Source organism: Ruegeria sp. BB1, assembly GCF_056539465.1.
The window spans coordinates 1-26,942 of record NZ_JBQFVB010000002.1 but is presented as its reverse complement, the minus strand read 5'-3'; the positions used below and the strand labels follow the sequence as shown (position 1 = coordinate 26,942).

23 protein-coding genes are annotated in these 26,942 nt (G+C 53.6%); 16 read left to right on the top strand and 7 right to left on the bottom strand.

Translation table 11 applies throughout. The features are described 5' to 3' along the window. Positions 1–33: 33 nt before the first annotated feature. The 4 genes from ACR0AL_RS07945 (at position 34) to ACR0AL_RS07930 (ending at position 4,853) form a co-directional block, all read left to right on the top strand. A complete protein-coding gene (locus tag ACR0AL_RS07945) occupies positions 34–1,407 on the top strand; it encodes an arylsulfotransferase family protein (protein WP_480662575.1) in 1,374 nt (457 codons plus the stop codon). Next, positions 1,404–1,667, top strand: a complete 264-nt coding sequence (locus ACR0AL_RS07940) for a hypothetical protein (RefSeq protein WP_254440209.1) — start codon at positions 1,404–1,406, stop codon at positions 1,665–1,667. Before ACR0AL_RS07945 ends, ACR0AL_RS07940 begins: the two co-directional genes overlap by 4 nt. Continuing rightward, on the top strand, positions 1,664–3,157 hold the full coding sequence (locus ACR0AL_RS07935; protein WP_480647229.1) for a sulfotransferase: 1,494 nt from the start codon (positions 1,664–1,666) through the stop codon (positions 3,155–3,157). Before ACR0AL_RS07940 ends, ACR0AL_RS07935 begins: the two co-directional genes overlap by 4 nt. A gap of 232 nt (positions 3,158–3,389) precedes the next feature. Next, entirely contained in the window at positions 3,390–4,853 is a 1,464-nt protein-coding gene (locus tag ACR0AL_RS07930) for an arylsulfotransferase family protein (RefSeq protein ID WP_480662573.1), read from the top strand. A gap of 282 nt (positions 4,854–5,135) precedes the next feature. Here the strand turns inward: ACR0AL_RS07930 and ACR0AL_RS07925 are convergent, their stop codons facing one another. Further along, positions 5,136–6,173 carry an SGNH/GDSL hydrolase family protein gene (locus tag ACR0AL_RS07925; protein WP_170349873.1) on the bottom strand — a complete coding sequence of 346 codons (1,038 nt, stop codon included), beginning with the start codon at positions 6,171–6,173 and terminating at the stop codon, positions 5,136–5,138. A gap of 243 nt (positions 6,174–6,416) precedes the next feature. Between ACR0AL_RS07925 and ACR0AL_RS07920 the strand changes: the two genes are divergently transcribed. From ACR0AL_RS07920 to ACR0AL_RS07870, 11 genes are all read left to right on the top strand, one after another. Then, a complete protein-coding gene (locus ACR0AL_RS07920) occupies positions 6,417–6,587 on the top strand; it encodes a hypothetical protein (RefSeq protein ID WP_480662571.1) in 171 nt (56 codons plus the stop codon). An 18-nt stretch (positions 6,588–6,605) separates the two neighbouring features. Further along, positions 6,606–7,808, top strand: coding sequence for an MBOAT family O-acyltransferase (locus tag ACR0AL_RS07915; protein ID WP_170349872.1), 1,203 nt, complete (start codon positions 6,606–6,608; stop codon positions 7,806–7,808). Between the two features lie 180 nt (positions 7,809–7,988). After that, positions 7,989–9,017: a hypothetical protein gene (locus tag ACR0AL_RS07910; RefSeq protein WP_480640770.1), complete on the top strand. Its 1,029-nt coding sequence runs from the start codon at positions 7,989–7,991 to the stop codon at positions 9,015–9,017. 132 nt (positions 9,018–9,149) lie between these two features. Further along, complete coding sequence (locus ACR0AL_RS07905; protein WP_480662569.1) at positions 9,150–10,973, top strand: HAD-IIIC family phosphatase; 1,824 nt, start codon at positions 9,150–9,152, stop codon at positions 10,971–10,973. Then, positions 10,970–11,218, top strand: coding sequence for an acyl carrier protein (locus ACR0AL_RS07900; RefSeq protein ID WP_170349869.1), 249 nt, complete (start codon positions 10,970–10,972; stop codon positions 11,216–11,218). The genes ACR0AL_RS07905 and ACR0AL_RS07900 overlap by 4 nt, the downstream gene beginning before the upstream one ends. A 201-nt stretch (positions 11,219–11,419) precedes the next feature. Beyond that, complete coding sequence (gene rfbC, locus ACR0AL_RS07895) at positions 11,420–11,980, top strand: dTDP-4-dehydrorhamnose 3,5-epimerase (RefSeq protein WP_170349868.1); 561 nt, start codon at positions 11,420–11,422, stop codon at positions 11,978–11,980. Further along, positions 11,977–13,017, top strand: coding sequence for a dTDP-glucose 4,6-dehydratase (gene rfbB, locus ACR0AL_RS07890; RefSeq protein ID WP_480662567.1), 1,041 nt, complete (start codon positions 11,977–11,979; stop codon positions 13,015–13,017). The genes rfbC and rfbB overlap by 4 nt, the downstream gene beginning before the upstream one ends. Further along, positions 13,014–13,865 carry a dTDP-4-dehydrorhamnose reductase gene (rfbD, locus tag ACR0AL_RS07885; protein ID WP_170349866.1) on the top strand — a complete coding sequence of 284 codons (852 nt, stop codon included), beginning with the start codon at positions 13,014–13,016 and terminating at the stop codon, positions 13,863–13,865. The genes rfbB and rfbD overlap by 4 nt, the downstream gene beginning before the upstream one ends. Continuing rightward, positions 13,862–14,734 carry a glucose-1-phosphate thymidylyltransferase RfbA gene (gene rfbA, locus ACR0AL_RS07880; RefSeq protein WP_480662565.1) on the top strand — a complete coding sequence of 291 codons (873 nt, stop codon included), beginning with the start codon at positions 13,862–13,864 and terminating at the stop codon, positions 14,732–14,734. The genes rfbD and rfbA overlap by 4 nt, the downstream gene beginning before the upstream one ends. A gap of 131 nt (positions 14,735–14,865) precedes the next feature. Further along, a complete protein-coding gene (locus ACR0AL_RS07875) occupies positions 14,866–16,866 on the top strand; it encodes an acyltransferase family protein (protein ID WP_480662563.1) in 2,001 nt (666 codons plus the stop codon). Positions 16,867–17,123: 257 nt separating this feature from the next. Further along, positions 17,124–18,590: a glycosyltransferase family 39 protein gene (locus ACR0AL_RS07870; protein WP_480662561.1), complete on the top strand. Its 1,467-nt coding sequence runs from the start codon at positions 17,124–17,126 to the stop codon at positions 18,588–18,590. A 39-nt stretch (positions 18,591–18,629) separates the two neighbouring features. On the opposite strand, the gene ACR0AL_RS07865 is transcribed toward ACR0AL_RS07870, so the two are convergent. The 6 genes from ACR0AL_RS07865 to ACR0AL_RS07840 all read right to left on the bottom strand — a co-directional run bounded on the left by ACR0AL_RS07865 (position 18,630) and on the right by ACR0AL_RS07840 (position 24,861). Further along, positions 18,630–19,892: a right-handed parallel beta-helix repeat-containing protein gene (locus tag ACR0AL_RS07865; protein WP_480662559.1), complete on the bottom strand. Its 1,263-nt coding sequence runs from the start codon at positions 19,890–19,892 to the stop codon at positions 18,630–18,632. Positions 19,893–19,986: 94 nt separating this feature from the next. Then, the gene (locus ACR0AL_RS07860) at positions 19,987–21,549 is read right to left on the bottom strand and encodes a carbamoyltransferase C-terminal domain-containing protein (RefSeq protein WP_170412491.1); all 1,563 of its coding nucleotides are present in this window, start codon (positions 21,547–21,549) and stop codon (positions 19,987–19,989) included. Between the two features lie 9 nt (positions 21,550–21,558). Continuing rightward, positions 21,559–22,371 carry an alginate O-acetyltransferase AlgX-related protein gene (locus tag ACR0AL_RS07855; RefSeq protein ID WP_480662557.1) on the bottom strand — a complete coding sequence of 271 codons (813 nt, stop codon included), beginning with the start codon at positions 22,369–22,371 and terminating at the stop codon, positions 21,559–21,561. 75 nt (positions 22,372–22,446) lie between these two features. Next, positions 22,447–24,288 carry a carbamoyltransferase family protein gene (locus ACR0AL_RS07850; RefSeq protein ID WP_170349859.1) on the bottom strand — a complete coding sequence of 614 codons (1,842 nt, stop codon included), beginning with the start codon at positions 24,286–24,288 and terminating at the stop codon, positions 22,447–22,449. 9 nt (positions 24,289–24,297) lie between these two features. Next, positions 24,298–24,447 (bottom strand): DUF5989 family protein, encoded by a 150-nt coding sequence (locus ACR0AL_RS07845; protein WP_170349858.1) that lies wholly within the window; start codon positions 24,445–24,447, stop codon positions 24,298–24,300. 9 nt (positions 24,448–24,456) lie between these two features. After that, entirely contained in the window at positions 24,457–24,861 is a 405-nt protein-coding gene (locus ACR0AL_RS07840) for an SxtJ family membrane protein (RefSeq protein ID WP_170349857.1), read from the bottom strand. A gap of 789 nt (positions 24,862–25,650) precedes the next feature. On the opposite strand from ACR0AL_RS07840, the gene ACR0AL_RS07835 reads away from it, so the two are divergent. Next, the coding region (locus tag ACR0AL_RS07835) for a right-handed parallel beta-helix repeat-containing protein (RefSeq protein WP_480567109.1) at positions 25,651–26,942 on the top strand (1,292 nt) is incomplete at its 3' end.

The following is a 26,942-nucleotide window of genomic DNA, read 5'->3' as shown; positions in this document are numbered from 1 at the left end:
GAGTGTCGTGTTACAGAGTTTGAAGAACAGACAATGAAGCCTGCCTTTGAAAAGTTGCCAGAACGGCTGTTCCGGGTTTGCCTGGTCTTTTCGGTTATCTGTGTGTCTGTTCTTTATGGGATGTTTGCGCAAAAGAAAAATTGGCCTCCGGCCCCGCAATTTCGGACGGCATATAATGTCCTGTTCGTCTATGAAGCTTTGTCACGCAAAGCCAGAGCATACCGTCAGCATCTTCAACCGTCACGCGGTCAAGGCGACGGCGTCATGGTAAACGAACACCCTGACCGCCAGGATGCGATCCTGCTGATGGGATATTTCGAAGGAGAGAACCAGGCGAGGCTTGTGAAGCGAGACGGCAGTGTGATCCGAAAGTGGACACTAGACTACTTTCAACATTACCCCGATGTTCAAGATCGTCCCTGTGCCCACCTTACAGCCCCTTTGTTGACAGATGTGCACGGCGCGTTGCTAACGCCAAAGGGTGAGCTTGTGTTCAACTACGAGTATTGCGGAACGGTCAAGTTGGATCAGTGTTCCAATCTACTCTGGCGGTTGGATGAAAAAACACATCATTCGATGGTTGCATCGGAAACAGGCGGGTACCTGACGCTTGGCCGCAATGTTTGGAATGCGGCCGAGGTTGTTGACCGTTTTCCGCCGTTTTCGACACCGGCGACAAACGATTTGATATGGGAAGACGTGGTCTTGAGGCTTGATGACAATGGCCAGGTACTAGAAAGGGTATCGATCCCAGGCATGATCATGGACAGCGGTCTGACAGCGTTGCTTACAGCAAACAATGAAGAGATCACATCCGCAAAAGTGGTTCGGAACGAGCTGCTTCATTCAAACAAGATTGATGAACTCCCGTCTGAACTGGCGGAACAGTTTCCAATTTTCAATGCCGGTGACTGGGTTATTTCGATGCGAGGGCTGAACCTTGTCATCGTAGTTGACCCTGCCTCACGGGTGGTGAAATGGCACCAGACCGGTCCATGGATTCGTCAGCACGACCCAGAGTTTCGCCCTGACGGTAAAATTTCGATATTCAACAATAATGCTTATCTGACCTCATACGACAAGCACAAGAAGACAAGGTTGGCTGCGCCTCGAGATACGAACATTGTGATTATTGACCCGGTCACACGAGAGACCGAAGTTGTCTTCGGCAACAAGCCCGGTCAGGAAATGTTATCGGTCATTCGGGGACAACATGAGGTTTTGGAGGACGGCGGGCTTCTGATCACGGAGTTCGACGCGGGCCGAGTGCTAGAAGTGGACGGCGCCGGAAACGTGACCTGGGAATATATTAATAAATACGATGCTGAATTTGTGGGTGAGATCACCAATGCAAAACTCTACCCATTGAGTTATTTTGAAACTGATTGGAAGGAATGCATGCAATGAAATGGTTCAGGAGAATCTGGGTAGGAGAACGTCTGATCCCGCTTTGTCTTACCGGAGCGCTGTCTTTTCTGATTCAGGCAAGCCCGGCTCACGCCTATATCGGGCCCGGTGCCGGGTTAGGCGCGGTCGCGGTCACGATTGCTGTGGTGCTGGGCGGCCTCTTTCTTATTGTCGGGCTCGTCTGGTTTCCGTTGAAGAGAATGCTCCGCGGCAAGAAAGTCGCGGCTGAAGCAGGTAAAGAGACCGACGCGGCGCAATGATACAGGCTGTTGCCGTTTCGCTTTTGGCGGTGGCGGGGTTCATTCTTGCTTTGTGGTGGACGAATATCGCGGATATTGCCCGCGGGATTGTTGGTGCAAGCATGGCGGGTGTGGCCGCCCTGTTTGACAACCAGTTGTCTGACGATGCCAAAGAAGTTGCAGCGCGGCGGGCAGGGGGTCAGTTAATTTTAGGGGGATTAAACCTGGCAGGGCGCATTGTTGTGGCGTTGGCTGCGGCGGGCCTTCCCATCTTGCTGGCGGATTTTGTGGGCCTGGTGCCCGGCAGCGCGGTTCTGGATGTCATGCTGCGGTTGGATTACATCGTCATCGTTTCCATCCTGGCCTTTGCAACGGTGAAGATCGTCAACCGTCTGCGTCGTACCGATGCAGCGGCAGAGAATAGCGGCCCCCAATATTCGCCTGTGGATCAGTTCGTTCACAACTTAGCCTTTTCCGGCCCCGGGGTTCAGAAAATGGCCGCACGGGCCGAGGCGCGCCTGATACCGCGCCCTCCGATGCCCGACGTTTCGCAACCCATTTTTGTGACGTCCCTGGCGCGTGGTGGCACCACAGCGGTTCTCAACGCCCTTCATGATGCACCCGAAGTGGCGACTCACACGTATCGGGATATGCCTTTTGTTACGGCACCTGTGCTGTGGAACAAGCTGGCCGGCGGCAAGAGACGCGGGGTGCGCAGACGGCAGCGTGCCCACGGCGACGGAATGGAGATCGACCTTGAAAGCGCAGAAGCGTTTGAGGAAGTGATCTGGAGAATGTTCTGGCCAGAGAGGTACAAGGAAGCCTCAATCCCGCTGTGGCAGGCCGGGGATACAAATGAACAGGCCGACCGGTTTCTACAAAACCACATGAGCAGCATTATCCGGGCGCGCAATCTTCAGGCCGGGCCGCAGAGCGTTGAGAAGACACGCTATTGTTCAAAGAACAATGCCAACATTGCCCGGATTCCCTATCTGCTGAAATCCTTTCCTGATTGCAGGATCGTGGTTCCCGTAAGACGTCCTGAAAGCCATGCTGAGTCCCTACTGCGGCAACACAATAACTTTAGCAAGCTGCAAACCCAGGACAATTTTGTGACCCGCTACATGGCCGATATTGGTCATTTCGAGTTCGGCAATCTGCATAAGCCCTTTTTGTTTTCCGGAATGGAACCGACGCAAAAGGACACCCACACACCTGATTACTGGCTGCAATACTGGACTTGCGCCTTTCGGGAACTGCTTGAGTACAAGGATAGGTGTATCTTTCTTCTGCAGGACGATTTGCGCGCATCGCCTCAGGCGACGATGGAGGGGTTGTATGACACCCTTGAGCTTTCGTCTGATGGCCAGAGTTTCGAACAGTATTTTCATTCGAAGCCTGACGTGGCTGCCGCAGAACATTTCGACCCCATCTGCCTGAAGGCCGCGCAAGATGTCTATGAAGCATTGGAAGAATGCGCCCATCGGAACCTGCTGCGAAACGTGATTTGAGACTGGTACGAATAGAACTACAAGTTTTGAGAACAAGTTCCTGCTGACCTGCTTCAAGCGGAATAAGTCATACATTCAATCGCCGAGAGCATTTTTGTTCCAGGCAGCGTGTGTCGCGCTAACCTTCACATTATTTGCCCTCAATATGAACTGGCAATGAACATCGCGTTGTACGTGAGTTCAAGCAAAATGGCCTTTAATTGCTTCGTTAAGTTCGGGATTGGTAATGCAAATGAAGTTAGTACGATTTTTGGAGAAACATTTCTCCGCGGTGTTGTTTGGGCTTTCGATTTTGAGCGGAGCGTATATCTACGGAGTAGTCAGCTACAAATATGAATGGTTTCCTGTTCCAATTCTGCAAAAAGCCAAAGCAGGATACGACGCTTGGCGAAAACTTGAAGCCAAAGAAGAAATTTTCGGAAAGGTGGAATATGTAGCAGTCCCAAAGGAAGATCTGACAACCTGGCTTGTTGAACCTAGGGACTACGACGATCTGTTGCTGATTACAGGTGGGTTCGAGGAACAGCCCGAACTCTGTCCGGAGGTCGGTTGCATCGCCTGGATAATGGATCGCCAGGGGAACGTATACCACACTTGGAGCGTGTCGAGAGCAGACCTTTTTGATGGGCAAGAATTTGAAGGCTTCAGCGGACAACCCGGAAGAGACAATGTGAATGTGTTGGGAGTTGACCTAGACGACAACGGTGATCTGGTTGTTACGTTTCAGGCCAAAAACATGTTCCCTTACCATATTGGTTCGATGCGAATTGATCGGAACAGCAAAATTCTCTGGTCTTTTATTAATCACGCACATCACTGGCCTTATGTTGCGGACAACGGCGAGGCCCTTTTACCTTGGGCTCAACTTGAGCAGCCTCCGGAACAGTATATTGGACCCACTCGGATCGAAACCAATTGTTCAATACTTGGAGCGGTTTACGAGGAGGGTTTCCAAATCTTCGATCGGGCTGGGGAGAGAATACGTGCGGTACGGTTTGAAGATCTTTTTGTACAAAATGGGCTGATGGGGCTAGCGTACTCAGTGCGCGAAGGGTGTGACCCTTATCACATCAATGGGGTTGTGGAGATAAATGAAGCAACCGCTGCTAAGATTGAGGGGGCAGAGGCGGGCGATATTGCTATATCACTACGATCCTCGAGCTCACTAATTGTTGTCGATCGGCACGATGATACTATTCATCGTGTCATAATGGGGCCAATGGTTGCTCAGCATTCGCCAGTCGTCACAGAGCGCGGCACTTTCGTACTGTTCGACAATCTTGGTGGTCTCGCGTCGCAAGGTGGATCTCGTATACTCGAAATAGACCCTGTATCTGGTTTGGGCACATCCCTTTTCCCATTGGCTGGTGATACAGAACACTATCTGTTCTCAAAAGAGCAGGGCTTAGTAAGATTAAGCGAGAACAACGAACGGGCGCTCGTATCGGTTTCCGAAACTGGCCAGGTTTTAGAAGTTGACTTATTGGAAGGCAGACCAATTTGGGAATACCTTAATCAAACTAGTCTCTCAGCGTTCCAACGTCGCATTGGCCAAGTCACAGATGTCAATTACGCTTTAATGGAAACTCTAGGCGCAGACTATGTGTCCCGGGATTTTGTGGAAACGGTGTTGGGTGGAACAGTGCCAATTGGAGCAGTTCAGCCAAGAGCTAGCGATAGGAATCATAACCAATAATTGACGGTTGCATCGAACACGATGGTGGGTGGGAAGACCTTGGTTTGGCGGTCATTGCGCGTCGCGTCCGTTAGTTTCGTCGCTTCTCCGGCAAGGCCATCAACCCGTCGTAGATTCTGTAAATTTCCATTGGCTTTTGTCGGTTGTTGTCCATTTTCTGATCGCCGAAGTAGATCGGTTCAATTAAGGGGGCTCAGGTTCTCGATGGGCTATTTGCGCCTCGCTCAGTCAAAAAAGATCACCTTTCGATCCCTGGGCGCAGATTAAACAGATTGATGGAAATCAATTTGAGCCAAACTTTAAGTCTGCTTGACCAAAAATTTGGTTCTCAACTATCGCACGGGCAAGCTTTTGATGACCCGTTTCCGACAAATGCCCGTCCGGGAAAAGATAGTCCTCGGGCTCCAGTATGTCCGGCGTATGAAGGATCGTTAAGTCAGATACCTTTGCGCGCAAAAGGTCGAGGTCTGGCGAGGTCGAGAGGACTTCGGTGAAACGCCCCCCCCGACCGCCTGTGTTCACGTCGAATACAATCAGGTGCGGTGGGGTGGGGCCCCAATCCCAATTGGCCAAAACCTCGATCAACACATCGGGGCCACTCAGGTCTGCCATTTGCAGATCGTACTGCTCATCCTCGCCATCCTCGCCGCCAATGAAACGCCAGCGAAGCTCATTAAGGAAGGCGGGCAAGTAATGCCCAAACCCTCCGCCTGTCCCTTCGTTTTCGGCGACGAGTTTGGCATAGGTTTCTTGCGACATAGCAGACAGCGTGCCGTCGTGAAGATAGCGTCGGTTTTCGTAGCCGTCATTGTCGCTGTATTGGACAATCACTGTCTTCAGGTTGCTGCGGTCAAGTCGGTCCAGCGTCATAAGCTCTCGGACTGTGCCATAGGACGACACGCCGGTGTTCAGCGTTTTGCGCCCGGTTTCGGCCTCGATAACGTCGGCAAAGGTCATTCCTTGCCCGACACCCCAACCCATTGCCTGGCTATCGCCAAGAACCACGATTTCGGGCGCATCAAGAGACGCCTCATCATCGCGGTATCCTGCTGAATTCACTACAAGCTCGGTTGAAAAGCCAGTGTTTTCGAAGGTGCAATTGCCGGGCTGCAACGTATAGCCCAGCTCAGAATCGTAGCGTGCGCATTCCGGAAGGTATTGAACATACGAGACATTCGCCCAGTAAATCTTTTGCGCAAGCCGGTCCACTGCGCGGATGCCCGTCGGAGACTCCCGCGTGACAAGCCAGGCAAGCGTGGCTTCCAGACCAATCAGAAGAACCGCAAGGATCAAGGCATTTATAGCAACGACGCGCCACATCCGGTTTCAGTCCAACCCACAGCTTATTTTGTTGCCTATTGCCTTCGACTGGTCCTGACCTTTAATCCGCAACACGACAAACCCTTTAACAAAGTAACATTCCGCTCATAGCACAAAATGCCGCGTCAAGGGAACGATGTTGTCTGCCACTCAGAATGCCAGCCGCGTTGGTCTGTGGCCTTTTTTGTCCTTTTGGCCTCGTTCCTCATGCCTTTCATCTCTTCGCCTGAGAATGAGACAATGATGCTTGATTGGAAACAACGTCAGGATTCCATTGACTTGCTCAAAAATGCTATGAAACTGACAAATGGTGTACCTGTAAACGGCCCGATCTGTGCTGAAACTATTTGGTTTCAGTATCTGATGTTTTCAGGGGTCGGCACGCGGGAAAGGGTGAAAAGTATTCGGTTTTGAGTATTAGTTCAGAGTGAAATGTTCATAGATTTGCTATCTTGGGAATTCCTGCTGTTTTCGGCGTTTGCCATAATCTTGGTTGCGTCTTCGACAGGGCCTGTGCGGACGGTCGGCTTTCTTGGCGCCAATATCGCCTTCATTTTTGCGCTTCTCGGTCCAATCGGTTTGGCTTCAACTTTGTTCTTTTCAGGTTTGGGGTGGGGGCTGACCCGGGTGCATCTTACGGCGTCCAGATGGGCGGCAATTCTGTCGGCAACTCTGCTGGTCCTCGTTTTTATCTACATGCTGGACTATGAATTCCTGGGATTGTTCCTGCCGGAAGCAGCACGCCTGTCATTCCTGCAAACAGTTGGTTTGAGCTTTCTGTTGTTTCGTATCTTGCATGTCATGATTGATGCCCGGTCGGGTGTCATCGACCGCATTGATCCCGCTGTTTATCCCAACTACCTCTTGGCGTTTACAACGTTCATGATGGGTCCGATCCAACGGTATCAGGATTTTCGCGACCAATGGGCAGATCGTACCCAAGCCATCGAGATGACGTATGAAGCTCATCTTGATGCCGGGCTGAGAATTCTCTGGGGGCTTGTCAAAGTATACGTCATCGGAACATTCATCTTCCGTTTTGCGCTACAGCCCAACACCGATGTCCTTGCGTTGAGTTTGGGTGAATTCTGGCTTCAATTGGTAGCCTTCTACTTTTTTCTTTATATGAATTTTTCCGGCTACTGCGACGTCGTGATCGGTATCGGCAGTCTGATGGGCATTCGGCCACCCGAGAATTTCAACAACCCGTATTTTGCCCAGAACATCGCTGATTTCTGGCTCCGCCAGCACAGAACTCTCACGTTGTGGTTAACGGACTACGTGTTCAACCCGGTGTATAAAAAGGCCCTCAGTTCCAGTTCATTCGCCAGTTTGCCGCTGGCTGCCGGGATCATTGCGGCCATGCTGACCATGCTTGTTTCTGGCCTTTGGCACGGCACCACAATCGGTTTTTTGATCTTTGGTCTCGTGCATGGGACGTGGCTCGCGATTTATCGGATATGGGATCACGTTTTGGTGGCGCGCCTTGGGAAAAAACGGCTGCGAAAGATCAGGGCAAGCTGGCCCGGACGGGTAGTCGGAATGGCGATTACCTTGCACGCGGCTGCCTTTGCGTTCCTGTTCTTCCAGTTGGACACACCAAGCGTCATTGCGTTTTTGAAAGGTCTTTTGTGATGTGGTCGGCCCTTTTCCCCAATCGGTCTGTTCGGATGACCATGAAGATTCTCGTCGCAGCCGGGCTTGTTGGTATTCTTTTTGTTTTCTCCGCGACGGAGGTCGACTTTGTCTACACGGGTTTCTAGGAAACTGCGCCTTTCGCTCGCGGCCCTTGGGACAATTGGGGTCGTCGTTGTGTTGGTCTTTTCGGCGCTGACATGGCTGGCCATCAGCGCCGAGCGCAGCTTTTTCATGTTCCCATATAAACAGGAAAGCTGGTACCGCTTTCTGCTGCCGTCGCAATTTGTGGTCCAGGACAAACCCGTCATCATGTTGGCTGGCCCCTCTACAGTACGCGAGAACCTGCGATGGGAGCAGGTGCAGGAGGCGTTTCCCGATTATCACATCTATCAGGGGGGGATCAGTCTGGGCACGATTGAAGACGTGACAATCTCGCTGAAACTGATCGAGGCAGCATACGGTGAAGACGCGTTGCCGGATTATGTCGTCCTTGGCCTCGGGCCCCGTTTCATTGCCAACCTGCCGCCCGATCGGCCTTTTAAATCAATTGTTGATACCTACAGCCCCTGGTTCGTGACAACTGGTCCAAACGGGGTTGAGCTGCACAAAAAATCGCTATTTGGCGCTGCGCGGGCCAAAATCCGCTTTGTCGGAAAGCAGCCCGAGCGTTTCAGGTCTGCGCTGCGTGCTTGGGCTGCCTATTGGGGTCGCGAGTTCGAAGAATGGCCCATTGGCGAGTCTGTCTTGCGCCAAACCGGGTTGCTGAATATGTGGCAATCGCAGGTCGAAAGGCAGGGAAGGCTTGTATCACCTTACAAATTTGCCAGAAGTGCTGGCCTGAGCGAAGCGGATCTTGCTAATTTTATGTCAGGCGGCTGGTGGGAGTCCGTTTTCGATTGGGATGCGCGCAAGAATAGCGGCGCTGCAGCTGAACGTCTGCGCCAGCTTATGGAGTTCCTTGATGCGCATGGCATAGGCGTCGCAGTCGTAAATATGCCCGAGCGGTCATATTCCCGCGAACGATTTACTTTCGAGTATGACGACTATCTCGGAGCGATCCACGACGGCATTGGTCAAGCACCGTTTCTCGATCTGAGTGTTTTTGCGCACGATAGTGAATTTTTCGATGCTGAACACACCATACCAGAAGGGTCACAGCGTTTGACGGCCCACGTAACAGCTTGGATTCAGTCATTATTGAATTAATGTGAGGGGGAAAGAGAATTTATTGTCGAAGTGATTGATTATAGTGTTACTAGTTAAGCAATTACCCTGAATTTTGGGGGAGGTTAAATGGTTTCAGGTGTAAAGGCAGGGAGTTTTTCCCCTGACACAGCTATGCCCGACGAACAAACGCGGACCCGGATTCTGGGTTCTCTGCGAGCGACTGAGTCCATTCAGGACTATCTCTCGTTGTGTCGCAAATGGCGCAAGATCGACCGGACCGCCGGCGATGACGGGCGCGCCGAATTGCGGGTTGCGCTTCTGAGCGGCGCAACAACGGACTTCCTTGAACTTCCTCTTCGTGCAGAGCTTGACAGCTTTGGCCTTCGCGCCCGCATTCACCGCCCGGACTTCAACACTCATGTCTCCGAGCTTATGGATTCTGCCAGTGCTACGGCCGAGTTCTCTCCGCAGATTGCAGTTCTTCTGCTTGGGGCATCAGATATCACTGAATGGCCAGCCGTGGGGGATACTGAGGCGGGCGTGGCAAAGCTGGCCGACCGGTTTGTTGACCTGTGGCTGAACAACATTTGCGCAACGTTCAATCGGGAATCCGGGGCTGAAATCATCCTTGGCAACCTGCATCTGCCACCGACTTCATCGACCGGTCACCTTAGCCGTCGCCTGCCTTGGGACCGAACCAATTTCGTGCGTCGGATCAATCAGCTTTTGACGGAGCGGGCACCAAAATATGTCCATACACTGGACCTGGAGCTTCTCTCGGCCCAATACGGGGTCCAACAATGGTTTGACCCCCGCTTTTGGTACCATGCCAAACAACCTGTCTCATTCGATTGCATGATCCCGCTTGTGCGCGACATGGCTGGGATTATCGCGGCCATCTACGGCAAGACTTCGAAATGTATCGTGCTGGATCTGGATAATACCCTGTGGGGCGGAATTGTCGGTGACGATGGGGTGAATGGCATCAAGATTGGCCAGGGCAGCGCTGAAGGTGAGGCCTTCCTGGCCTTTCAAAACTATCTGCTTGAGTTGAAGGCGCGTGGCATTCTTCTTGCCGTGGCCTCAAAAAACGAAGACGCCAACGCGCGCGCGCCATTCGATACGCTGGATGACATGGCGTTGAAATTCGCCGATTTCGTGTCGTTCAAGGCAAACTGGGGACCCAAGCCCGATAGTATCGCAGCCATCGCAAAGGAACTGAACATCGGGCTCGACGCGATCATATTTGTCGATGACAACCCGGCGGAGCGTGCTTTGGTACGGCAGAGCTTACCGGAAGTGCGTGTTCTGGAAGTGGGCGACGATCCTTCGGAATACCCATATCTTCTAAGCAGGTCCGGCTGGCTTGAGACAATCGAGATTACCAGTGAGGACCGCAAGAAATCCGAACAATACGCAGCCAATCGATCGCGTACCGAGCTTGCGGAAAGCGCAGTAGACTATGACAGCTATCTGCGCTCGTTGAATCAGAAAGCGGTGATCCGCCCGTTCGAGCCAGAGCATTTCGACCGGATTACGCAGCTTATCAATAAAACCAATCAGTTTAACCTGACTACCCAACGGATGACGCAATCCGAGGTAGAGGCACTGGCAGCCAGTGACAGCACGCTTACGGCGTATATGAGGTTGAAGGACAGCTTTGGTGACAATGGCCTCATCAGCGTAGCTGCAGGATCTGTTGTGGGTGACACGCTGACACTCGATCTTTGGCTGATGAGCTGCCGCGTTTTCAAAAGAGGCGCCGAGTTTGCTATGGCGAATTATCTTTTGCAGGAAGCCGTGCGCCGAGGGATTGCAAATGTAAGGGGTCTCTACCGGCCAACGGCAAAGAACGGCCTGGTCGAAAACCTCTATGCCGACCTTAACTTTGAAAAGGACAGTCCTGCGGAACAAAGTGGTACAAATTGGAGCCGAACACTTGCAGGGTTCGAACCGTTTCCAGTCAGCATTGAAATAGTGGAGGATTTTGCGTGACCGAAAGTGAGGTATGGCAGCGTTTAACATCGGTCTTTCAGGACGTCTTCGAGGATGACGAGATCACCTTGAGCCCTGAGACCACGGCCGAAGCGATTGAGGATTGGGATTCCCTGACGAACATCCAGTTGCTGATCGCCATCGAGAAAGCTTTTCCAGGGCTTCAGTTCAGCACCGGTGAGGTTGCGAACCTCCAAAATGTGGGCGATCTGGTGTCGGCGATAATAAAGCGCGTTGCAACTTGACGCCTCCACGAACAGGATTCGATGCAGTTGGTGACGGATTTACTCGGCACGTTGCCGATGCGCGGTGATCGATCCACCTGTTTGATCAAAGTGTGGGCTGGTCTTTGGGTGCAACATGATCTGCTCTATTCGCGCGCCCATTCATGACAGCCCTGTATTCAATTGCTAATAATATGTTGTGTTAACACGGGTTTTGAGTGCATGCAGATTGAAGAAACCGCCTTATCTGGCGTCCTTATCCTGACGCCTAAGCGGTTCGGGGATGAGCGCGGTTTTTTCTCTGAATCCTGGAACCGAAAAACCTTGGGCGCACATGGGATCGTCCTGGACTTTGTGCAGGATAATCATTCGGTTTCTGCTGGTGTTGGGACTCTGCGGGGGTTTCATTTCCAGTCGCCGCCCCATGCGCAGGATAAGCTTGTGCGCTGTGGGCAGGGGGCATTGTTTGATGTAGTGATCGATATCCGCAAAGGTTCACCCACATACGGGCGGTGGCTGGGTATTGATCTGACGGCAGAGAACGGAAAACAGCTTTTGGTGCCCAAGGGGTTCTTGCACGGATTTGTCACGCGGAAAACCAATACTGAGATTTGCTATAAATGCACCGACTATTATGCACCCGAGTGCGAGGCAACAGTGCGCTGGGACAGTTGCGGTGTGGATTGGGGCCTGACCGGCGACCCGGTGCTGTCTGACAAGGACGCAGTGGCCCCCATATTAGCCGAATTCGACAGCCCATTTGTCTGGGAGGGCAGGCCATGAAGCTGCTGGTCACAGGGGGTGCGGGCTTTATCGGATCGGCCGTCGTGCGGCGGGCGGTTCGGGATGGGCATCAGGTGGTCAATCTGGATGCGCTGACCTATGCGGCCTGCCTCGACAATGTGGCCGAGGTGGCGGATGAACCTAACTACACCTTCATAGAGGCTGATATTCGGGATCGCGCGGCCCTGAACCGGGCGCTGGCGGAATATGCCCCGGACGTGATCATGCACCTTGCGGCTGAAAGCCATGTGGATCGCTCGATCGACGGGCCCGGTGCCTTTATCGAGACCAACGTGACCGGCACCTATACCCTACTTGAAGCGGCCCGATCATATTGGGAAGGGCAGGGGAGGTCAGACAACTTCCGGTTCCACCATATCTCCACCGATGAAGTCTATGGCTCGCTGGGGTCAACCGGTCAGTTCACCGAAGAGACGCCTTATGATCCTCGCTCGCCCTATTCGGCCAGCAAGGCCGCTAGCGACCATCTGGTGCGCGCTTGGTGCGCAACATATGGCCTGCCGGTGGTGCTGACGAATTGTTCGAACAATTACGGACCGTATCATTTCCCTGAAAAGCTGATCCCGGTCACCATCCTGAACGCTCTGGAGGGTAAGCCATTGCCGATTTATGGCGACGGGTCCAATGTTAGAGACTGGTTATACGTGGAAGACCACGCCGAAGCACTGCTTTTGGTGGTCCAGAAAGGTCAGATCGGGCGCAGCTATAACATTGGTGGTGAAAACGAGTGCACCAACCTGCAACTGGTGCAGATGCTGTGCGGTATTCTGGATCGTCTGCGCCCCAGGGCCACGCCCTATGGCGACCTGATCACCTTTGTCGCTGATCGTCCGGGTCATGATGCGCGTTATGCTATCGACCCGACCCGTATTCGACAGGAACTGGGCTGGCGACCCTCTGTCAGTGTTGAAGAAGGCTTGGAGCGGACCGTTCAGTGGTATCTGGACAATGAAAGCTGGTGGCGCGCGCTGCAGAACCGCGACGGCGTTGGCAAGCGATTGGGTATGAAAGCATGACCATCCTTGTCTTTGGCCGAACCGGGCAGGTGGCGCGGGAACTGGCGGCGTATGCGGGTGTGACATGCCTCGACCGTTCTGAGGTTGATCTGGAACAGCCCGCCTCCTGTGCAGCGGCAATCCGCGCGGCGGCTCCACAGGCAGTGATCAATGCGGCGGCCTATACGGCCGTTGACCGGGCGGAAGAAGAAGAGGCGCTTGCAACCGTCATCAACGCGGCGGCTCCCACTGTGATGGCGCGGGAATGTGCGGCGTTAGGCATCCCTTTCGTCTCTATTTCGACGGATTACGTGTTTGACGGCTCGGGGGACGCCCCGTGGAAACCCGCAGATCCCACCAGACCGTTGGGGGCGTATGGGCGTTCCAAATTTGCAGGAGAACAAGGCATAAAGCAGGCCGGAGGGGCCTACGGCATCCTGCGTACTTCGTGGGTGGTGTCGGCCCATGGCAACAACTTCGTCAAGACGATGCGGCGGCTTGGAGCCGAACGAGGCCAGTTGTCGATTGTGGCCGACCAGATCGGCGGCCCGACGCCCGCACGGAACATCGCGGCGGCTTGTCTGTTCATGGCGCAGCAACTGATCAAGGATGCGGGCAAAACGGGTATCTACCACTTTGCGGGCGCACCAGACACCAGTTGGGCCGGGTTTGCCCGGGCAATTTTTGCCGAATTAGAGATTGATTGTGATGTAACGGACATTCCGTCCGGCGAATATCCCACCCCCGCCAGACGCCCATTGAATTCCCGCCTTGATTGTTCCTCACTGGAAACAACTTTTGGCATTACACGTCCTGATTGGCGGCAGGGGTTAAGGGATATTTTGCAAGATTTGGAAAACGCGTCATGAGTGCACGGAAAGGCATCATACTTGCGGGGGGATCGGGTACACGCCTCTATCCGATCACGATGGCCGTCTCGAAACAGCTGTTGCCGCTTTATGACAAGCCGATGATCTATTACCCGCTGTCGGTGCTGATGCTGGCCGGTATTCGCGACATTTGTGTGATCACCACCCCGCAGGATCAGGACCAGTTCAAGCGCACGCTAGGGGATGGCAGCCAGTGGGGGGTTAGCCTGACCTATGTGGTGCAGCCCAGCCCTGACGGTCTGGCGCAGGCATATATTCTGGCCGAAGAATTTCTTGCCGGCGCGCCTTCGGCGCTGGTTCTGGGGGACAACATCTTTTTTGGCCACGGCCTGCCCAAATTGCTGGCCGCCGCGGATGGGCATGCCGAGGGTGGGACTGTGTTCGGCTATCACGTGGCCGACCCTCAGCGCTATGGCGTGGTTGCTTTTGACTCGGATGGACGAGCACGCGAGATTATCGAGAAGCCTTCGGTACCTCCTTCGAACTATGCCGTTACCGGCCTTTACTTTCTGGATGGTTCGGCACCTCAGCGCGCCCGACAGGTCAAACCTTCACAGCGGGGCGAGTTGGAGATCACCGACTTGCTGCAGATGTACCTGGAAAAAGGTCATCTCAGGGTCGAAACCATGGGGCGGGGCTATGCCTGGCTGGATACGGGCACCCATGCCAGCCTGTTGGATGCCGGCAATTTTGTGCGCACCCTTGAAGAACGTCAGGGGTTACAGACGGGATGCCCCGAAGAGATAGCCTGGCAACTGGGTTGGATCAGTGACGCGCAGTTACGTCAGCGGGCCGAGATGTTCGCGAAGAATGAGTATGGGACTTATCTGGACGGTTTGTTGGAATAACAGACCGGCTGAGAGAAGGGAGCATTGAACAGGGGGCCGCAAGCCTTGCTGTATAAAGTCAAAAAATGCACCTTGGGATTTGGGTGAAATGAAATAGAAGTGGTGAAAATTTTCTGGGTTTAATAGTTTGTGTGAACGATGTGTCGAAAATTTCCTACAGACCGGACATTGATGGGCTTCGCGCGGTCGCCGTAGTTCCTGTTGTCCTGCACCATGCTGGTTTTAGCGCAGTTCCGGGCGGGTTCGTCGGTGTGGATATATTTTTCGTCATCTCTGGCTTTTTGATAACCAGAATTCTCACGCGGGAAATCCGGGACGGGCAGTTTTCGCTGCTATCTTTTTACGAACGCAGGGCCAGGCGCATCCTGCCCGCACTTTTTATAGTGCTTGTCGCATGCCTGGCTGTCGGCTGGTTTCTTCTACTGCCCAGCCAGTATGACGCGCTTGCCAGGTCTACGGCTGCAACGCTGCTTTTTGTGTCTAACGTCTGGTTTTGGGATGCGGCTGGTGACTATTTCGGCAGGGGGGTCGAATTGGCGCCGCTGCTTCATACCTGGTCTTTGGCGGTCGAAGAACAGTTCTATCTTGGATTTCCAATATTATTGTGGGTAATGGCGAAACAATCGCGCCGCTTTTGGGTTGGTGTGATTGCGCTGATTTCACTCATATCTCTGGGGCTTTCGATATGGGCGACGACCGCTGCGCCGATTGCCAACTTCTATTTTACCTCAATGCGGGTTTGGGAACTGGGGCTGGGTGCGCTGTTGGCCATCGGTGCGTTTCCGGCACTCCGTCGCCCGCTGGTGGCTGAGGTAATCGGGCTGATTGGATTGGCAATTATCCTAGGCAGCATCGTTCTGATCTCGGACAACACCCCGTTCCCCGGGTTGATGGCTGTGCCGCCCTGTGCAGGTGCCGCTTTTTTGATCTGGGCGGGAATGAATAACACTACGTCTGCCGGCCGGTTGTTGGCCTTGCGCCCGATAGTCTGGATTGGGCTCATTTCCTATTCGCTGTACCTGTGGCATTGGCCGGTACTGGTCGCGGCCAGAGTGCAAAACGGCAGTGCGGATCTGCCCGCTATGACGGCGATGATTTGTGTATTTCTGTCTGTTCTGCTTGCAGCGGCTAGCTTGTATCTGATCGAGCGACCCTTTCGCATTCCGGCCAGCAAAGGGGGCTTTTCGCGAGCCAGTATTTTTACGGGTGCAGGCACAGGTGCCACGCTTATATTGGGGCTAGCCGTCATACTTGTTGTGAAAGAGGGCGTTCCAAGCAGGATTCCGGCTGAGTTGGCAGCCAAAATGAACAAGTTCAAGGAATCCCATTATCTGATGGATGCGTGCAGACAGTGGGAAGACGGTAAAGAACCCTGCAAAATAGGAGCATCCAATCAGGCCGACGCAGAACCTCGCGTCGTCGTGTGGGGGGATTCCCATGCCGGGTCTTTGTTACCCGGCATAGATTCCTGGCTGAAAGACAACAACATTCCGGGCGAGGCCTTTGTAAAGTTTGGCTGCCCTGCGCTGTTGGGGGTCCGCCGCGCCGACATGGCGCCTGCTCATGGTTGCGACACTCATAACGAATTGGTGGTGCGCTATATCGAACGACTGCCCGAATTAGACGCGGTTGTCGTGGCGTCGCGTTGGGCTTTGGCGACCGAAGGTGTTCGGGTTTCGGGCGAAGAGGGGAGAATAGCCGTTCTGGCGGCAACCGATGAGCGCCCCACTGGGGTTGAGGATAATCCAAAACACGTGGAACAGGGTCTGAAACGGCTGCTTCAAAGGCTGGAAAGCCGGGGTATCGAGGTTCTTATCGTCGGGTCAATACCAGAGATCGGGTTCAACGTCCCCGATGCCCTCGCAGGCAGCGCTGCGTTCGGGACTCAGTTGCGCGTGCCCCCGTCACGGGAAGAGTTTGATCTACGCAATTCCCGCTCTTACGCAATTCTGGCGGATGCCGGGCGGGAATTCGACGCGGCGCTTGCGCGTCCGGCTGATATTTTATGCGATGAGTTCTGCCGTATTCATCTGGACGGTCGCCCTCTTTACCGGGATGACGATCATCTGAGCGAGTTTGGAGCAAACTGGGTTATGCCGGCCTTGCTGGATCAGCATTTCCTGCGAAATTAGTGCATTCCGTCTGTACACTGGGGCATATCCGCAAGGCTGGACTGCCCGACCCCACAACAATCTGGGCCATTTAGTGAAAATGTCTGCAATCAAGAGACAGTCCATATCAAAATACACCAGCGACGGTACATTCGCTTCGACGCGTGGGATGGAAACGAGGATAATCGGACAAGTTTCAGCGGGCGGCTGTGTCTGGCTCGTGCAAGGTTAGGATAGGTTTGGTACCCGGAGATGCGCGCGTGATCGGAGAAGCTGACATGAAGCCGCCATCCCCCGCGATTGGCCGCAGTGATTTGGCAATTCTATTGTTCATTCTGCTGCTCGCTGCCGCGTTGAGAATTGCAGGGCTGAACTCACCGCTTTGGTATGATGAAATCTGGACTGTCGACACGCATATTCGTTTGCCCTGGGGCGACATGATGCGCGAATATTCCATGAACCATCATTATTTCTTCAGCATGAAGGCAAAGCTGTTTTCTCAGATATTCGGAGAGGAATCCTGGGTCTACCGTTTCCCAGCCGTAGTGTTCGGCGTCGGCATCGTCGCCGCGATCTGGTGGCTGACCAAAGAGGTCGCAAACACCTGGATCGCGCATGTCTCGGCCTTGCTCGTGGCCTTGTCCTATCATCAGGTTTGGTTCTCACAGAATGCGCGCGGGTATACCGAGCTTGCTTTTTGGAGTGTGCTTGGCCTCATTCTGTTTCTGCGGGGTGTGCGGCGTCCGGCGATGAAAACCTGGATCGCCTTTGGACTGACCGCCGCCGCCGCTGTTTTCACGCATTTGACGGGTGCATTTTTCTTTGTCGCGCTAGGGTTCGTCTGGCTGATCTCACTGGTGACCGGGTTCGGTCGTGAGGCCCCCCTGACTCGCGAATGGATGCTGCAGCCACTGATCGGCGTTGCCCTTGCGCTGGTTCTGACCTTTTTAGCCTATTTGCCGATTTTACCCAGTGTTCTGAATACCATGGGTGAGATATCGGCGACGTCCTCTGTCGACAAGATGCAGGTCTATCAAAACCCGATCTGGACTATGTTCGAAGGCGTGCGAACTGCAATTGGTAATACCGGGCCATTGACAGTGATCGTGGCCGTGGCAGGGTTGGTGACCATTGCTTTTGGCGCGTTGGGGACGCATACGAAACAGCCTCTGTTTTTTGTCACCATCGCCATGCATATCGTCGTGACGCTGGTTATTCTCATGTCGCTGGATATGCGGATTTGGCCGAGGTTTTTCTTTGTCGATATCGGTCCGGTTATTGTTCTTGTCGTTGTCGGTTGCGGCTATGGTGCCGGTCTGGTGGCGCGGCTGTTCAGACGGCCTCAGATTTCGCGGCCGTTGTTTATCGCAGGTGTTCTGGTGATGGTTGCTGTGTCCATGTTTCTGGTACAGCGCAACTATGATGCTCCTAAACAGAACCTGGCCGGGGCTTTTGCCTTTGTCGAAGAAACGCGCGGCCCTTCAGAACGCGTTTATGCCATCAATCCCGGCGGCCCTGTTTTTGAAAGTCACTTTGATGCTGACTGGAAAACCATCGGCGATGCAGAGGGCTATGCCAAGGCGATGGAACAACCCGGACCTGTGGCGCTGGTGGTTTTGTTTCCGAACCGGATGCTGCGCGTCATTCCACGGCTTGGGACGGATGCTAATAAGGAACTGGAACTTGAACGCACCTTTGCTGGCACGCTTGGGGACGGACACGTTCTTATCTATCGGCGCAAGTGACGTCGCTATAGAAACAACTGATAGAAGGCGTGCAGGCTCCTATTGGCGTGTCGGGTAATTATTGACGAGCGTGGACCCGGCTTTAAGGCGGTCGACCTCGCTGCCAGGGCGCACCCCGTATTCGTGAAAGCCATTGGCGGCCCCGGTCGCATAATAGATGAACTCTCGGTCATAATAGCCGGGGCTCGAAGGGGACTGATCCTGAACAATGACGTTGTTGAGTACGGCCCAATCCTTTTGGTTCTGGTACCCGTTGATCCCGCTGACTACGTTTTGCTCGATTACGACAGAAGTCGAATATGAGATATTTATGCGCGGGATCGATACCTTGCCGCCTTTCGGTTGGCGGACCCGGATGATCGAGTTTTTGCGAATCGAAAGATTGTCGGCCCCATGAACCGAAATGCCGTGCATATGCGCGTTGTAGATCACGTTGTTTTCAATCAGCACGTTCTTGTGCCGCAAAAGGGGGTCACTTGTATTCTTACCGCTTTTGCCCATGAAAATCGTCTGGGTATAATCTCCGGCTCCGATGTCAAAGACGTTGTCCCGGATCACGATATTCGAACTGCCTCGGTTCGTCGTCCGCATCAGTTGGATCATGTCCCGGTGATCGCGGCTGTTGCCGCCGCGGAAAGTGTGAAACCTGTTGAGTTCGATCGTCAGGTTGTCAATTCCGCTTAGGGCCATTCCATCAGCCCGAATGTCATAGAACTGATTTCGGCTCAGCGTCAGATGTGTGGTTTTGAACGCAGTCAGCGCTTTCCACCATTTACGAAACAGGCTGTTCGAGATGGTTATTTTAGAACTGCCCGTGATCTGCAAGCCAAGGCCGTGCCCTATGCCGGTGTTGTAATCCCCGTCGAATACGGAATTGGTGATGGTGATGTTGTGACCGTTAGCAATGCCGAAATGGTTAGTACGGTGCTTGTCGCCACGCTGGAAGGAATAGTCGAACATCAACCCATCCAGCATGAGATTGCCAGCATTCTTCAGGCGTAAACCTGTGAAACATGCCGGTGAACTTGGATCAGCAGACCGGATCGTGACTGGGGTTTTGAAAGCCCTTTTTACGATCAAAGCGTCGTAGTTTCCCCCGGCCAACAGCAAGGTTTCCCCGCCGTTGGCATGATTGAGGGCTTGATTGAGGCCCTGGGCGTTTTGGATAACCTGGCCGTTTTGCGATTGTGATCCGCCTTTAAACCCAGAGCAAGCCGACGCTGCAAGCAATGGCGTTGCCAGAGATGCGAACACAAGAATGGACCAAAACAGGATGCCAACAGAGATATTTATACGTCTCATAGGAGTAACTCTTTATAATATTGGCTGTACAAGAAATATTAGGCACATAAGAAAGCCTTGTCTATCGCGGCCCTGTTACCAGTCAGAGCGCGTCTTAGAGCCGATAAAACGATCTGCCGGCGACAAAACCATCAAGTCCAACAGAGCGCGCGAATTTGTAAAGGTCGCTTGTCTTGTTGATAAAGCCCGAGCGTTTGAAGTTCAGCGACGTGTTGCATAAGACGCCGACGCCGCTGGTTGCCTTGAACTCGGTTAGCAGGTCATACAGCATCGCGTTCTGGTCTTTAGTCACGGTCTGCACCCGTGCCGACCCGTCCACATGGCTTACCGCCCTAAGGTTTGGGTTAGTCACTTGCTGAAAATGAAGCATGTGCGGCGAGGGGCCAGACCAGTCGAAATGGTTCGACACATCGTCCTCAAGGCAAACGGGTGACACTGGCGCAAGGCCCGCACGGCCTTTGATTCTGTTTACCCGGTCGCGTGTTTCGTTGGAAAAGGGCGCCGCCAGGATCGAGCGGTTCCCAAGCGCCCGGGGGCCAATTTCGCAATTTCCCATGACCCAGCCGATGACCATTCCGTCATGCAGCGCTTGTGCGACCTCTCTAAGATTCAATTCGCGGCTGGTGACACCTTGCATATCTACCCGGTCGTCGTTGAATGGCTGGCCTGCATACACCGTCCAGTCCAGTTTGGCCCGCCCCGTAAAATGACGCATGGCATCAACCGCTGTACCGATTGCACTGCCCGAGTCATTGGTGCATGGGGGGATGAAGACATCGCGGAACAGGCCGCTGTCCCGCCAACGCGTGTTCCAGCGATAGTTCAGGCCGCATTCTCCGGTAATCAACAGCGGATAGCGCTTGGTCAGATTGGCTTTTGCGAAGTCGTGGAAGCGGGAAAACACCGCGTCTGAATATCTGGCCGCAAGGTTGTGGAATCTGGGCGAAGTGACGCCAATGTTGTAGTAGGGTGAGTTTTTGAACGCTTCCTTGTTTAGGAAACCAGAATCCGCGCCGTTTTGTAACAGTGCGTCAATCAAACCCTGTGCGTCGCCATCAATCACGTTTGCCTCGCCATGTGCGCTGGCTGATTGCAGTTTGCTGGAAAACTCCTTTCCCGGGGTATTATCCGTTCCCGAAAAACTGGGGTCGGCAAGCGCATAGAGAAAGGAAAATCGGCGCCCGGGCGCAGCCAGCACCCGCCCCATGTGATGTATCTTTAGGTTGCGATCGATTTCATAGAAATCACCCAGCGCATCATCCCAGACTAGGACATAACAAGGCTCGCCCTGTTCGAAGGGCGACAGCCCATAAGCCGCCCAGATGAGCGAGCGTTCGTGCGAGGAAGAATAATAGTCCAGCCGTTTCCCGAAAAAGTTCTTTGTTCCGACAATGGCCGTGCTTTCGTCTATGCCAAAGCTTCCGGCACCGGATATGGCGGTATGGCTTTCCCCCGGCGTCGACCAACCGCTCAGCGCCAGAACGTCAGGAAGCTCGTTGAACCACAGCCCGGCGTCGAGGAGGGTATTCGGGTCAATTGGTGAGTTTCGGGGAAGGCTGTCTTTCTCGGCTTCATAGGAAAACATCAGATGCTGTTTTGGCGCGTCGACCCCTGCGACCGCCCCATCATGCCCGGATTTGAAGGAAAGAATTTTCATACCAGCACTCTAATCCAACCAGCCTTTCGTTGTCAGGTGATCAATCACTGCCCGTGCGGCGACCTGATGACCATTTGGGGTCCAATGCGCATCGTTCAGAAAATAAACCAATGTTCCGTCAGCGGCGGCCTTCCGCAAGGCAGGCGTCAAATCCATATAGCCTATGCCGTTCTCATCGGCCAATGTCTTAAGTTCAGCGGCCAGTTCCAATGACACCCAGTCCTGTAAGACGCTGTCATCGGGAAAGGCCAGCAAATCGCGATAAACATCTGTCTTAATCGGGATGTGCGCGACCAGAAGCTTCCCGCCATTTTCCCGAACAAGAGCATGCCCTTGTATCAATAGCTCTTTCAGATAGGCCAAGCGTGCCTCGACCCTATCGGGAGGGGGATAGGCGAAATGCATTACCGTTTCTTCAGACCAAGCCGCGTCAATGAAGTGACCAGACCGCGTGCGCGCGCCAAATGTTAACACGGCATCCCCCGGTCGTGTCTTGCTATACTGGTCGTTTTTGGGTTGGCTATAGAACCCGTCCGGCTCATAGACCCGGTTATGGGGTCCTAAAAGGCTAATTCTATTGGGTATAAAGATCTGCTGATAATCGATGAGGCCGGTCAAGGCGGACAGTTCAATCAACAGGGTCAAAAACCCGAGAGTTGCAACACTCAATGCAACGCTTTGAGCAAGGTCCCGGCGCCGGTCAATCTGCCCGTCCGACGTGACCAGTGCTTGTACCGACCATTTGTTGAACGCCACACTTGGGACCATCAGGAAAACCCCGAGCAGTTTCCGATAGCCGGACTTGGATCTTGCGAGCGTCATTTTGGTCTCATACATCGAATTCCAGTAGGCACTATACTGACCGTGTCGCAAACAACGCGACGAGAGGTATCTGTCCTAGTCCAGCTCAAACGCTTCTTTATAATCCTGTTTCAGCGCCTGATCCTGATCAGGTTTTCGCAAAATGCAACGGCCGATGACCAGCATGTCCAGCTCGGTGCCCATGAAGCAACGGAACGCGTCTTCGGGAGTACAGACGATCGGCTCCCCTCGGACGTTGAAGGATGTGTTGACCACAACCGGGCAACCGGTGCGCTGCTTAAATTCGCTAATCAGCGCGTGGTAAAGGGGGTTGGTTTCGGCATGCACGGTCTGAACCCGGGCAGAATAGTCGACATGGGTGACCGCCGGAATATCCGAGCGCACTACGTTAAGCTTGTCGATCCCAAAAAGCTGTGTTTCTTCCGAGGTCATCGTGCGGCGCATCTTTTCCTGAACATCCGCAACCAGCAACATGTAGGGGCTGTCATAGTCCAACTCGAACCAATCGCTTACATCTTCGCGCAGGACTGAAGGGGCGAAGGGGCGAAAGCTTTCCCGGTATTTCACCTTGAGGTTCAGCGTCTTTTGCATCGAAGGGGACCGGGGGTCGCCAATAATGGACCGTCCCCCAAGCGCGCGAGGCCCAAATTCCATCCGGCCCTGGAACCAGCCAAGCGCCTTACCGTCGACCAGAGCTGTCGCTGCCTCGGTGATCATGCCATCGGTTTCGAATGTCTCGAATTTTGCGCCAATCGCGGTCAGGCGTTGCTCAATGTCATCCTGTGCAAAGGATGGACCCAGATAAGAGCCTTGCATCTTGTCGGACGGGCTGCTGCTTTGACGCTCGTTTTTCAGTTCCGTATGCCATGCCGCCAATGCGGCCCCAACCGCGCCCCCGGCATCTCCGGCGGCAGGCTGCACCCAGATATCCTTGAACGCGCCGTCCCGAAGGATATGACCGTTGGCAACGCAGTTCAGCGCCACACCCCCGGCCATGCACAGATTTTCGATGCCATATTCCTGCGCGGCAGAGCGGGTCAGCCGCAGCACAATTTCTTCGGTCACGACCTGAACCGAGGCCGCGATGTCCATGTGGAACTGGGTCAGTGGGTCTTTTTCAGGTTGGCGCACAGGTTCGCCAAACAGGTCAGAGAAACGTTGGTTGGTCATCGTCAGACCAACGGCATAGTTGAAATACTGCATGTCCAGCCTGAAGGACCCGTCCTCCTTCAGGTCAACCAGGTTCTCTAGAATGACATCCTTGAAGCGGGGGACGCCATAGGGGGCCAACCCCATGACCTTGTATTCACCACTGTTGACCTTGAAGCCCGTGTAATACGTGAACGCCGAATAGAGCAGGCCGATCGAATGGGGAAAATGGATTTCCCTTTCAATCTTCAGGTCTTTGCCGCGCCCGATCGCCAATGTCGTCGTGGCCCATTCGCCGACACCATCCAGCGTCAAAACGACCGCCTCTTCAAAAGGAGAGGGAAAGAAAGCACTGGCAGCGTGGCTGAAATGGTGTTCACTGAACATCAGTTTGTCACCAGGCCGAAATTCGGGATCGTGTCCGCGCAGTTCCCGGCTCAGCAAGTCTTTTTGAAACAGCTTCTCGCGCAACCAGACTGGCATGGCCATTCGAAAGGAGTTCAGCCCGCGCGGAGCATAAGAGACATAAGTTTCCAGTAGGCGTTCGAATTTTAGGAATGGCTTGTCATAAAAGGCGATGTGATCGACGTCACCAATGCCAAGGCCAGCTTCATCCAGAACATATTCGATCGCATGAAACGGATATCCCGCATCGTGCTTTTTGCGCGTAAAGCGCTCTTCCTGCGCTGCGGCGACCAAAGAGCCGTCAACGACAATGGCCGCGGCGCTGTCGTGATAAAACGCAGAGATTCCTAGAATTGCAGTCACGACCCGGTCCTAGAACAGCGTGTAAATGAACGGGGCGATAGCCGAACCCTGACTTAGAACGATCAACCCGCCAAAAAGAACCATCATGACAAGGATCGGAAGAAGCCAGAATTTCTTTCGAAACCTGAGAAATTGCCACATCTCCATCAGAAACGACATCCGATACTCCTAAAATTGATTTTTCATCGAACCCACGTTTTCCGTGCGTTTAATCCAATATGTGTTTGTGTCCTTGTTTAGTTTTTGTCTTAAAAGGTCCTTTCCCAAGGCCCTCATGATCAGTCCGGTTGGTGTCACGGTCAGAAAAAAGACCAACGCCATAACGATAGGCGCAACAATTGCGCCCAGCAGTAGGCCGAACTTAGTCCACAGCCGGTTTGCGCCCGACAACAACGAGGGGCGCAGCAAAGTAACCAGCACAAACGCGACCGCAATCGCCAGCGCCCAATACCGCAAGCCTCCGCTGTGGATCAGCGGCCATAGACCAATGATGGTGAATACGGCTGCAAAAACGAAACCAAAATTACGGTTGCTGCCACCCTGGACTTCGTGTCGTGCCTCAATATCGATCATAACAAGATCATCTCATCGGATAACTTTAAGAACTCATACGCCGCCCTGCACAACCAGTCAGGGAAACCAACTTTGTTAATTTATACACTCAGGCTGTGCTGTTGTCGCAAATTTTTTTGGCAAATGGGCGCTATTCCCAAAATTCTGGGCGCAAGGACCGGTTTTGAGGTCGGTTTGCGCGCAGAAATCGCGCACAGTGTCGTGAATGCGGAAACAAACAAGATGGGATTCAAGGATTGGCCCGGTGCCGCCAGTATTGAGCGCCTGGTTTGGCTGTGCGGCCAGACGGGCTCACCCGGCCGAGGTGCGAAACCTTTTTTTATCGGTCTGCATCTGATGTCCAGCTGATTGCCAATTGCGCTCTGCGGTGTCGCCTCATCTTCTCATTGCCACTTTTCAGTATCGAAATGAAACTAAGTGAGCGTGGGCAGGGAGGCTCGCCGAGCGGTTGACGTTGGGGAACCCAGCAAGTGATTGCCGATGTCTAGCGCAGATACGCGAGGTCACGCCTGAATTATGGCATTTTGTTGACCATTGTTGCGACCCCGGAATCAATTCGTCACACCCTAAGATGACCGCTAAGGGATGGGGAACAATTCCCGGTATCGAGTATCGAGTTCACTCGGAAATGAAGGCAATGAGGCAAAACTGTCTCAATACAGGCAACAGTTTCCAAACATAGCCATATTCTGGCCAACCTGTCGCCCTTGTGCGGCTGTTCCCTTTGTCCCGGGTGAGCGGGTTCTCGTGCGCTGCCACTCACAGCGCCTATGAAACAGAAGGTGAAACATGTCGACCACAATTACGGTAACCTCTGCGGCCGAGCTGAATCAGGCTTTGTCTCAGGCGAAAGGTGGGGAAACGATACTTCTTGCAGCAGGTGATTATGGCGCGCTGAACTTAAGCGCGAACTATGCATCGACTGTAACAATCAAGTCCGCGGATGCGAACGCACCCGCTACGATCACGGCGATGAACGTGAACAACGCGTCGAACATTGCGTTCGAAGATCTGAATTTCGACTATAGCTTTAATGGGGAAGCAAAAAGCTATCGGCCGTTTTCAATCGTGAACAGCTCGAACATCACGGTTGATAACTCCACGTTCTCGGGGGATGTGGCCACCGGAGTATCCGCGACAGCTGACGGGTACGGATGGGGTCAGGGCTTGTTTGTTTTTCGTAGCGACAACATCAATGTTACAAACAACGAGTTCCACGACTGGCTAAAAGGGATGTATGTGGGGATCAGCACGGATGTGACTGTCTCGGGCAACAACTTACATTCGATCAGTGAGGACGGGATGTTTTATGAAAACATCAAAGGCGCCGTGATCGAAGGCAACTATATTCACGACTTTGAACGTAATCCGAATGCTGGAGGTCATGGAGACTTTATCCAGTTTTCGAGGCTTACGGGTGTAAGTACCGACATCATCATTCGCGACAACGTCCTGGACATGGGGTCCGGGGATTGGGCGCAATCGATTTTCATGGGGAACGGTAAAATCGTCCAGCCCTACCAAAATGTTCTGATCGAAAATAACACGATCTACAACGGCCACACACACGGAATTTCCGTGAGCGGAACTAACGGTTTGACGATCTCGAACAACACGGTTCTGGCAGTGCCTGGCGCGTTGACCGGCGGTGTGTCAATTCCGAAGCTATCTGTGGCCAGTGGTTCGACCAATGTCACGATTAATCAAAACGTTGTTTCCCAGATCAATGGCTATTCCGGCCAATCGGACTGGAATGTAACGGACAATGCTTTGGTCAAGACCCACCAATATGACGGCGTGTTCACGTATCATGCGACTGGCGCGCAAGATGGATACAACCAGTATGGCGTCATACCGGGCAGCATCGTTGACAACTTGAATGCGGGTTCGGATTTGGCTCAGCAGTTTCCGTTCTCTTATGACGCTTGGGTTGGAACCGCTACTAGCGGCGGCACCACTCAGCCCGGTGGTGGAACAACCCAACCCGGCGGTGGGACCACGCAACCCGATAGCGGGACGACCCAACCTGACAGTGGTACAACCCAGCCTGACAGTGGGACCACGCAACCCGATAGCGGGAC